The organism is Mesorhizobium sp. WSM4823 (genome assembly GCF_055811195.1).
In genome coordinates this window covers 1-9,106 of record NZ_JBVVQL010000033.1, presented here as the reverse complement: position 1 = coordinate 9,106, position 9,106 = coordinate 1, and the positions used below count along the sequence as shown (strand labels likewise).

The window sequence follows — 9,106 nt, the reverse complement described above, 5'->3', positions numbered from 1 at the left end:
TTTTTTTTAGACCCCCCCCCCCCCCCCCCCCCCCCCCCCCGCGTGGTTTTTTTTTTGTCCCACAACAAAAAAAACCCCCCCGGCCCCGGACCAAGAGCGAGTGAGCATGATGTCGCCCGAAAACCGCTTAACACTTTTCGGCATCATGCTCTGGTCCCGTGCCGCTCTTGGCACGGGACACAGTTCAGATAAATTCCATTGTCGAGACGACTTAAAGTGACCGAAGCGGGACTGACCATGCTCAATCGGACTGCGGACAGCGTTGCCCGGGCTACGCCTGAGCCGTTGGCCCGCAGGGTCCGCGGCATCAGCGACAAGGGCCTCGCCTGGCTGTTCATCTCGCCGACGATCCTTTTGCTGCTCGCCATCAACATCTTCCCGCTGTTCTGGGCGATCTATCTGTCCTTCACCAATTACCGCGCCAACCGCCCCAACGAGCTGGTGAAGAATGTCGGCTTTGCCAACTACAAGCGCATACTCGGCGACCAGGATATCTGGATCGCCATGCAGACGACGGCGCATTTCGTATTCTGGACGATTCTCTTGCAGACGCTGATCGGGTTCACGCTGGCCTGGCTGATCGACCGAAAGTTTCGCGGCCACGCCTTCTGGACGACCATCATTCTGGTGCCGATGATGCTGTCGCCGGCAGTCGTGGGTAATTTCTGGCGCTTCCTCTACGAGCCGCAGATCGGCCTGTTCGCCTATGCCGTCTCGTTCGTGTCAGGTATTCCGGCAACGGAGATCGGCATGCTCTCCAACGTCTCGCTGGCGCCGTGGTCGATCGTCATCGTCGACACCTGGATGTGGACGCCCTACGTGATGCTGATCTGTCTCGCCGGACTGCGCTCCATCCCCGAATACATCTATGAGGCAGCCGAGGTCGACCGCGCCTCGAACTGGCGGCAGTTCTGGTCGATCACGCTGCCGATGGCGCTGCCCTTCATCATGCTGGCGGTGCTGTTCCGCGGCATCGAGAACTTCAAGATGTTCGACATGGTCAACCTTCTCACCGGCGGCGGGCCGGGCTCGACCACCGAAGTCGCCTCGATCACGCTGAAGCGGCAGGCCTTCGAAAGCTGGCGGACCGGCTATTCCTCGGCCTTCGCCATCATCCTGTTCGTCGCGGTGTTCGGGCTGGCCAACATCTACGTCAAGGCGCTCAACAAGGTGAAGCAGAGATGAGCCTGACGTCAGCCCATTCGGTCGTCGCACCCTCGGCCACGTCGAAGCGCGTCGCCGGCACGATCATAGTGCTCTACGCGCTGATCTCGATCGTGCCGCTGCTGTGGATCTTCGCCACCAGCTTCAAGACGCCGCCGGATTCGATCGCCTATCCGCCGAAAATCCTGTTCCAGCCTAGCATCGAAGGCTACTGCAATCTGTTCACGACGCGCACAAGGCAGACGCCGGAATACATCAACTCGCTTGGACCGGCGACCGGCTTCTGCGACGAGACCACGCGCAAGCGCAACATGGTGATCGCCGGCCCGTCCAATTTCATGCCGCGCTTCGTCAATTCATTGATCATCGCCTTCGGCTCGACCTTTTGCGCGGTGTTCCTCGGCACGTTGTCGGCCTATGGCTTCTCGCGCTTCAAGGTGCCGCTGGCCGACGACCTTCTGTTCTTCATCCTGTCGACGCGGATGATGCCGCCGATAGCGGTCGCCATTCCCATCTACCTGATGTATCGCGAGCTTGGCCTGTCGGACACCGCACTGGGCATGATCCTGCTCTATACGGCGGTCAATGTGTCGCTTGCGGTATGGCTGCTGAAGGGCTTCATCGACGAAATCCCGCGCGAGTACGAAGAAGCGGCGATGATCGACGGTTATACGCGGCTGCAGGCCTTCTGGCGCACCGTGCTGCCGCAGGCGACCACCGGCATTGCCGCGACCGCCATTTTCTGCCTGATCTTCGCCTGGAACGAATATGCTTTCGCTGCACTGCTGACCTCGGGCACGGCGCAGACCGCACCGCCCTTCATCCCGACCATCATCGGCGAAGGCGGCCAGGACTGGCCGGCGGTCGCAGCGGGCACGACGATCTTCCTGGTGCCGATCCTGGTCTTCACCATCCTGCTCCGCAAGCAGCTCTTGCGCGGCATCACCTTCGGCGCGGTGCGCAAATGAGCATAACCCAACCTGCAAAACGCAAATCGCGCTGGCCGGTCTGGGCCAGGCGCGGGCTGATGGAAAACATCGCCACCGCGATCATCGCCATCGGCTTCCTGATGTTGTTCCAGCCGTTCGCACTGTCGCTCTACACCTATTCCTTCATCACCATGCTGGCCGGCACGGCGATGTTCATCATCGTCTCGAAGTTTCCGGAGTAGACGATGGCAGAAATCAGGGTCGAGCATCTGAGGAAGGCATTCGGCGATTTCGTCGCCGTGCAGGACTCCAACTTCGTGGTCGAGGATGGCGAATTTTTCGTCATGCTGGGGCCGTCGGGCTGCGGCAAGACGACGACGCTGCGCATGATCGCCGGGCTCGAACTGCCGACCGGCGGCAAGATCCTGCTTGGCGGCGAGGACGTCACCATGCGGCGTGCCCGCGAGCGTGACATTGCCTTCGTGTTCCAGCTGTTCGCGCTCTATCCGCATATGAATGTGCGCAAGAACATCGGCTTCCCGCTGCTGGCGCAAGGCATGCCCAACGTCGAAATCCGCCAGCGCGTCGGAGAGACGGCAAAGCTGTTGCGCATCGACCATCTGCTCAACAAGTCGGTCTCCGGTCTCGCCGGCGGCGATCGCCAGCGCGTGGCGCTCGGCCGCGCCATCGTGCGGCGGCCAAAATGCTTCCTGATGGACGAGCCGCTCGGCACGCTCGACACCGAATTCCGCGATCTCATGGTCCATGAGCTGCGCGAACTGCACAACCGCATCCGCGCCACCACGGTCTACGTCACGCACGACCAGATGGAAGCAATGTCGATGGCCGACAAGATCGCGGTGATGAACCACGGCGTCATCGAGCAGTTCGGCACCCCACGCGAAATCTACGACCGGCCGGCAACGATGTTCGTCGCAGATTTCATCGGCTCGCCGCCAATGAATTTTCTCGGCTTCGGCGGCGGGCTGGCGAAGGGGTCCAGGGAAATCATCGTGCAAGGCGCCAAGGTGGCGGTGCCGGAGGTGCGCGAGGATATAGAACCTAGCGACATGGCGCTCGGCATCCGGCCGGAACACATCCGCTTCGACGATGCTTCAAAACTGCGCGGCGCCATCTACGGCACCGAATATCTCGGCACCACGCAGATCGTCGCGGTGGAGACGGCAGACGGCATCATCAAGGCGCGGGTGCCAGCTGAAATCCGGCTCAACGCGGGGGATCATGTCGGCCTGGCGCTGAGCAGCGCGCGGCTGTCACTGTTCGACAAGCGATCCGGCCGCGCGGTGAGAACCGCAATCCATGACGGAGCCTCCCAGGGAAGAGCGCATCATGGCTGAGGTGCACATCAAAGGCGTGACCAAAGCCTTCGGCGAGCATGTCGCGGTGGACACTCTCGATCTGCACGTCGCCGATGGTGAATTCGTCGTGCTGCTCGGGCCGACCGGGGCCGGCAAGACGACGACGCTGCGGCTTATCGCCGGGCTGGAGCGGCCCGACACGGGCTCAATCCATATCGGCGGCCGCGATGCGACAATATTGTCGCCGGCCGAGCGCGACACAGCCTTCGTCTTCCAGCAATACTCGCTCTATCCGCACCTGTCGGTGTTCGACAACCTCGCCTTCCCACTGCGCTCGCCGGCGCGGCGGCTGAGCGAGGATGCGGTGCGCCGCCGCGTCGAAGAGGTGGCGAAGATGGTGCGCATCGACCACAAGCTTTCCAACCGCTCGACGAAACTCTCGGGCGGCGAGATGCAGCGCGTCGCCATCGGCCGCGCGCTGGTGCGCAAGCCTTCGATCTACCTGATGGACGAACCGCTGTCGTCGCTCGACGCCAAGCTGCGCGCCGACCTTCGGCTGGAGCTGAAGCGCATCCAGGCCGAGGTCGGGGCCACCATGCTCTATGTCACGCATGACCAGATCGAGGCGATGACCATGGCCGATCGCATCGGCATTCTCGCCGATGGCGTTCTGGTGCAGATCGGCACACCGCGGACGATCTATTCCGAGCCGGCAAACCTTCATGTCGCCGCAAGGCTCGGCCAGCCCGCGATCAATCTGCTGCCGACCGGGCTGCTGCCCGATGGCGACATGCCGGCGGGAACCAAAACGATCGGCGCGCGTACAGAACATCTGTCGATCGGCAAGGCATCGAATGGCCCCGCCGACGGCGTTGTTAACTGGGTCGAACATTTGGGCGACCAGAATCACCTGCATGTGACGGTGGGAAGCAGAAAGCTGGTGACGCTGACCGACCCCGACATCCAACTGGAAAAGGGCGATAGGGTGATTATCCGCTACCGGGCGCCGCTGTTCTTCGACCAGGCCGGCAACAGGATTGCGAACCGATGAGCGCTGGGACGATGGACAAGACTGGGACAATGGACAAGGTTGACCTGAAGGCGCTGATATCGGCCACCGCCGATACGATTGCCGCCCACGCGGACGAGCTGACCGCGCTCGACCAGGCGATCGGCGACGGCGACCATGGGCTGAATATGAAGCGCGGCTTCGAGGCGGTGCGGTCCGAGGCCGAGACGTTCGCGGCAAAGCCATTGCCCGAAGCGTTGAAGGCGATCGGCACCAAGCTGGTGATGACCGTCGGCGGGGCTTCGGGACCTTTGTTCGGCACACTGTTCATGGCGCTCGGCAAGGAGATTTCCACGGAGCCCGATCAAGCCGACCTGGCGACGGCTTTCGGCAAGGCAATCGAAGCGGTGGCGGCGAGAGGGAAGTCGCAGGTCGGGCAAAAGACCATGCTCGACGTGCTGCAGCCGGTGCATGACGCCCTGCTGCAGGGAAAGACCGGGGCGGAAATAGCTGCCGCCGCCGACAGAGCGGCCGAGGCCACGGTGCCGATGAAGGCCTCGCGCGGGCGCGCCTCGTTTCTCGGCGACCGCTCGATCGGCCATATGGATGCCGGAGCACGATCGACAGCGCTGCTGGTACAGGCAGTTGTCGAAACCATAGAGGGGCACGTATGAGCAATGTCGGCATCGTCATCGTATCGCACTCTCCGCTGGTCGCCGAAGGCACAGCCGACATGGTGCGCCAGATGGTCGGCGACGAAGTGCCGCTTGCATGGTGCGGCGGAAACGGCCATGGCGGATTGGGCACAGACGTCGAGGCGATCATGGGCGCCATCGACAAGGCCTGGTCGGAGGCGGGCGTCGCCATACTTGTCGATCTCGGCGGCGCCGAGACCAATAGCGAGATGGCGGTCGAGATGATCGGCGAGCCGCGCGCGCAGAAGATCATGGTCTGCAATGCGCCGATCGTCGAGGGCGCGGTGATGGCGGCGACGGAGGCTTCCGGCGGCGCTTCGCTCAGGGAAGTGGTGGCGACAGCACATGAACTGGCGCCGTCGTGAATGAACAGGAATTTTGACTCGATGTCCGCATCCGCAGAAGCCACCGTCCTGATCACCCACGAGGTGGGCCTGCATGCGCGCCCTTCGGTGAAGTTCACCAAGCTCGCCAAGACATTCTCGGCCGATGTCGAAGTTGCGCTCGCCGCCAACGGACCTTGGTTCGATGCCAAGAGCATCGTCAAGGTGATGGCGGCCAAGGCGCCGAAAGGCACGGTTCTGCATATCCGGGCCAATGGCGACGGCGCCGACGAAGCGGTCGGCGCGCTGGTCGAACTGGTGCGGCGCGATTTCGACGAGGGCGTGGACCATGCCCGAACCGCTTAGGCTGAAGGGGATTTCGGCCTCGGCCGGCTATGCCGAGGGGCCGCTGTTCAACCTCGACGCGGTTGTCGCGCGCTATGCCGGCAAGGCAGCCGCCGCAGACGAGAGGCTCGCGCTCGAAGCGGCAATCAGCATTGCGACAGGCCGGCTTGCCACGCTGATCGAAGCGGCCGACGGCGATGCGGCCGATATTCTCGAATTTCAGATCGCCATGCTGGAGGACGATGCGCTGACCGGCCCGGCCTTTGCCGCGATTGCCTCCGGCCGGCCGGCCGATGCGGCATGGCGACAGGCGCTGGATGCCGAGATATCAGGCTACGAAACATCGGACCAGGATTACTTCCGCGCACGCGCTGCCGACATGCGCGATATCAGAGACCAGGTGCTGCGCGCGCTGACCGGCGACGGCGAGGCGACTGCGCCGGCAGGTGCCATTTTCTACGGCGACGACATCGCGCCGACGCGTTTCCTCGAAACCGACTGGAGTTCCGGCGGCGGCATCGCGCTGAAGGCGGGCAGCGCCGCCAGCCACGTCGCCATGCTGGCACGCTCGCGCGGGGTGCCGATGATCGTCGGGCTTGGCGCTTGCCCAACCAATCCCGCTGGCGTCGCCCTACTCGATGCCGAGCATGGCGGCATCGTATTGGCACCATCGAGGGCCGAGATCGAGGCGTTCCGCCTGTTGTCATCGTCCTTTGCGGCGCGCCGCGACAGAGCGGAGATCTATCTGACACGGCCGGCGGTGACGAAAGCCGGCACGGCGGTGCGGGTGCAGGTCAACATCGCCGATCCATCCGATGTCGACGGCATCGATGTTTCGACCTGCGACGGCGTCGGGCTGATGCGGACCGAATTCCTGTTCGGCAAGACGCTGCCGGACGAGGAAACGCAGTATCGCGCCTACCGCAAGGTGCTCGAATGGGCCGGTGAAAAACCGGTAACGATCCGCACCATCGATGCCGGCGGCGACAAGCCGGTGCCCGGCTTCACAGCAGAGGAAACCAACCCGTTTCTCGGCCTGCGCGGCATCAGGCTGTCGCTGGCAAGGCCCGAAGTCTTTCGGGTGCAGATCCGGGCGCTGCTGCGCGCCGCGGTGCATGGCAATCTCAAGGTGATGTTCCCGATGATCGCCGTTGGGGACGAGTATCAGCGAGCCGCCGCCTTGTTCGCGGAAGAGCAGACCGCGCTTGCCGCGCGCGGCGTCGCGCAAAAAATGCCGCCGCTCGGCATCATGGTCGAGGTGCCTTCGGTGGCGATCGCGCCGGAAGCGTTTGCCAACGTCGCCTTCTTCTCGATCGGGTCGAACGACCTGACCCAGTATGTGATGGCGGCGGCGCGTGACAATGCTTCCGTCGCCCATCTGAATTCCGTCCGGCACCCGGCCGTGCTCCGGCTGATCGCCTCGGTTGCCGCCTTCGGCCGCGCGCAAAAGATACCGGTCAGCCTGTGCGGCGACGCTGGCGGCGATCCAGCGTCGATCCCGGCGCTGATCGAGGCCGGCCTGCGCGACCTCTCGGTTGTTCCCGCCCAGCTCGCCATGGCCAAGGCGGCCATCGCGGACGTGTCGATCTAGGCTCCGGCATGGCCGACAAGACACCTGAATCGGGACCCGAAGAGGCGATCCGCGCCTACAAGACCATCCTGTCGCAGGTGATCGACCAGCGCCCGTCCGGCATGCGCCAGCGCCTCGCCGATGCGCTCGGCAAACACCGCAGCTTCGTCACGCAGATTTCGAGCCCCGCCTATTCGATCCCGATCCCGTCAAAACATTTGCCGGCTATTTTCTCCGTCTGCCATTTCAGCCCGACCGAACGCGACCATTTTCTTGCCGCCTATCACCAGGCGCATCCGGGAAAAATGTCGATGGCGGCAGGCATGCGCAAGACGCGGCACGTCTCGCTCGTCGTTCCCGATTTCGGCGACGACAAGCAGAACGCGGCGCTCGACCGGGCGGTCAACGATTTCATCCAGAAGATCACCAGCATAGCCGGCAAGGGCGGGACTTAGCCGCGCCGCGCCTGGCCATTTCGGGAGGACGGCCATGAAGAAATTTCTGAATTCTGTGGACACGGTGCTGACCGAAAGCCTCGACGGCTTCGTCGCCGCCCATGCCGACATCCTTGTGCTTGGCGACGAGCATAAATTCGTCCGCCGCAAGGTGCTCAAACCGGGCAAAGTGGCGCTGATCTCCGGTGGCGGCTCCGGCCACGAACCGCTGCATGGCGGACTGGTCGGGCATGGCATGCTGGATGCCGCCTGCCCCGGCCAGGTGTTCACATCGCCGACGCCCGACCAGATGATGGCGGCGGCGGAAGCCGTCAACACCGGCGCCGGCTGCCTGTTCATCGTCAAGAACTACGAGGGCGATGTGATGAATTTCGACATGGCCGCCGAAATGTCGGAAGGCGTCATGCAAATCGTCACCAATGACGACGTCGCGGTCGAGAATTCGTCCTACACCACCGGCCGGCGCGGCGTCGCCGGCACGCTGATGGTCGAGAAGATCGTCGGCGCGGCGGCCGAGCAAGACATGGCACTGAAAGAGCTGAAGGCGCTTGGCGAACGCGTCAATAGCGCAACGCGCTCGATGGGCGTTGCGCTGACCAGTTGCACCGTACCGGCGGCAGGCAAGCCGACCTTCGATATCGGCGACGGCGAGATGGAGTTCGGCGTCGGCATTCATGGTGAGCCCGGCCGCCGCCGCGACACGTTGAAGAGCGCCGATGCCATCGCCGAGGAGATCTGCGCGGCAATCCTCGGCGATCTCGGCGACAGGGCGAAAGGCCCGGCGCTGCTCTTCATCAACGGTTTCGGCGGCACGCCGCTGATGGAGCTCTACCTGATGTACAACAGCGCCCGGAATATCTTCGAGAACAACGGCGTGACAGTCACCCGCTCATTGGTCGGGTCCTATGTGACATCGCTCGACATGGCCGGCTGCTCGATCACGCTGACCATGCTCGACGACGAGACGACCGCGTTGTGGGACGCACCGGTGCATACGGCTGCGCTGCGCTGGGGGATGTAGCTTCGCCGGTGCTTTTCTGCGACCCTGTCGGGGACATCGTCGCCAATCGCAACGCTGCCCGGATTGGATTTAGCGGCTTGCCGGGGCAAAGCCTAACTTCGTCGGAGAAGACCATTTCGGCGGTCTTGCGGTTGATCTTCACGGTACGCGGCAGGCTTCAGGATCATCGCATCCGAGCAGAGGCCAAAGCCTTGCGAGGCTAGAGTCTTTCACGTTTTAACGGAAGCGTAGCCTGCGTTCGCAAAGTAATTGTCGCATTCGTCGGGGTCGATAGTG

At 63.4% G+C, this 9,106-nt stretch carries 11 protein-coding genes; all 11 read left to right on the top strand.

Features of this window, described 5'->3' with window-relative positions:
* Window positions 1-237: 237 nt before the first annotated feature.
* The 11 genes from AC0L26_RS31660 to dhaK are packed head-to-tail and all read left to right on the top strand — an operon-like array spanning window position 238 to window position 8,830.
* Entirely contained in the window at window positions 238-1,185 is a 948-nt protein-coding gene (locus AC0L26_RS31660; protein ID WP_473636046.1) for a carbohydrate ABC transporter permease, read from the top strand.
* A complete protein-coding gene (locus AC0L26_RS31655) occupies window positions 1,182-2,132 on the top strand; it encodes a carbohydrate ABC transporter permease (protein ID WP_473636042.1) in 951 nt (316 codons plus the stop codon). Before AC0L26_RS31660 ends, AC0L26_RS31655 begins: the two co-directional genes overlap by 4 nt.
* Entirely contained in the window at window positions 2,129-2,335 is a 207-nt protein-coding gene (locus tag AC0L26_RS31650; protein WP_473636041.1) for a hypothetical protein, read from the top strand. The genes AC0L26_RS31655 and AC0L26_RS31650 overlap by 4 nt, the downstream gene beginning before the upstream one ends.
* Window positions 2,336-2,338: 3 nt before the next feature.
* Entirely contained in the window at window positions 2,339-3,451 is a 1,113-nt protein-coding gene (locus AC0L26_RS31645) for an ABC transporter ATP-binding protein (protein ID WP_473636040.1), read from the top strand.
* Window positions 3,444-4,463: an ABC transporter ATP-binding protein gene (locus AC0L26_RS31640; protein ID WP_473636039.1), complete on the top strand. Its 1,020-nt coding sequence runs from the start codon at window positions 3,444-3,446 to the stop codon at window positions 4,461-4,463. Before AC0L26_RS31645 ends, AC0L26_RS31640 begins: the two co-directional genes overlap by 8 nt.
* A 29-nt stretch (window positions 4,464-4,492) precedes the next feature.
* Window positions 4,493-5,095 (top strand): dihydroxyacetone kinase subunit DhaL, encoded by a 603-nt coding sequence (gene dhaL / locus AC0L26_RS31635; RefSeq protein WP_473636038.1) that lies wholly within the window; start codon window positions 4,493-4,495, stop codon window positions 5,093-5,095.
* Window positions 5,092-5,481 carry a dihydroxyacetone kinase phosphoryl donor subunit DhaM gene (dhaM, locus tag AC0L26_RS31630; protein ID WP_473636037.1) on the top strand — a complete coding sequence of 130 codons (390 nt, stop codon included), beginning with the start codon at window positions 5,092-5,094 and terminating at the stop codon, window positions 5,479-5,481. The genes dhaL and dhaM overlap by 4 nt, the downstream gene beginning before the upstream one ends.
* Window positions 5,482-5,502: 21 nt before the next feature.
* Window positions 5,503-5,805 carry an HPr family phosphocarrier protein gene (locus AC0L26_RS31625; RefSeq protein WP_473636036.1) on the top strand — a complete coding sequence of 101 codons (303 nt, stop codon included), beginning with the start codon at window positions 5,503-5,505 and terminating at the stop codon, window positions 5,803-5,805.
* Window positions 5,789-7,375, top strand: a complete 1,587-nt coding sequence (ptsP, locus tag AC0L26_RS31620) for a phosphoenolpyruvate--protein phosphotransferase (RefSeq protein WP_473636035.1) — start codon at window positions 5,789-5,791, stop codon at window positions 7,373-7,375. Before AC0L26_RS31625 ends, ptsP begins: the two co-directional genes overlap by 17 nt.
* An 8-nt stretch (window positions 7,376-7,383) precedes the next feature.
* Window positions 7,384-7,809 carry a hypothetical protein gene (locus AC0L26_RS31615; RefSeq protein WP_473636034.1) on the top strand — a complete coding sequence of 142 codons (426 nt, stop codon included), beginning with the start codon at window positions 7,384-7,386 and terminating at the stop codon, window positions 7,807-7,809.
* A gap of 34 nt (window positions 7,810-7,843) precedes the next feature.
* Window positions 7,844-8,830 carry a dihydroxyacetone kinase subunit DhaK gene (dhaK, locus tag AC0L26_RS31610; RefSeq protein ID WP_473636033.1) on the top strand — a complete coding sequence of 329 codons (987 nt, stop codon included), beginning with the start codon at window positions 7,844-7,846 and terminating at the stop codon, window positions 8,828-8,830.
* Window positions 8,831-9,106 lie beyond the last annotated feature (276 nt).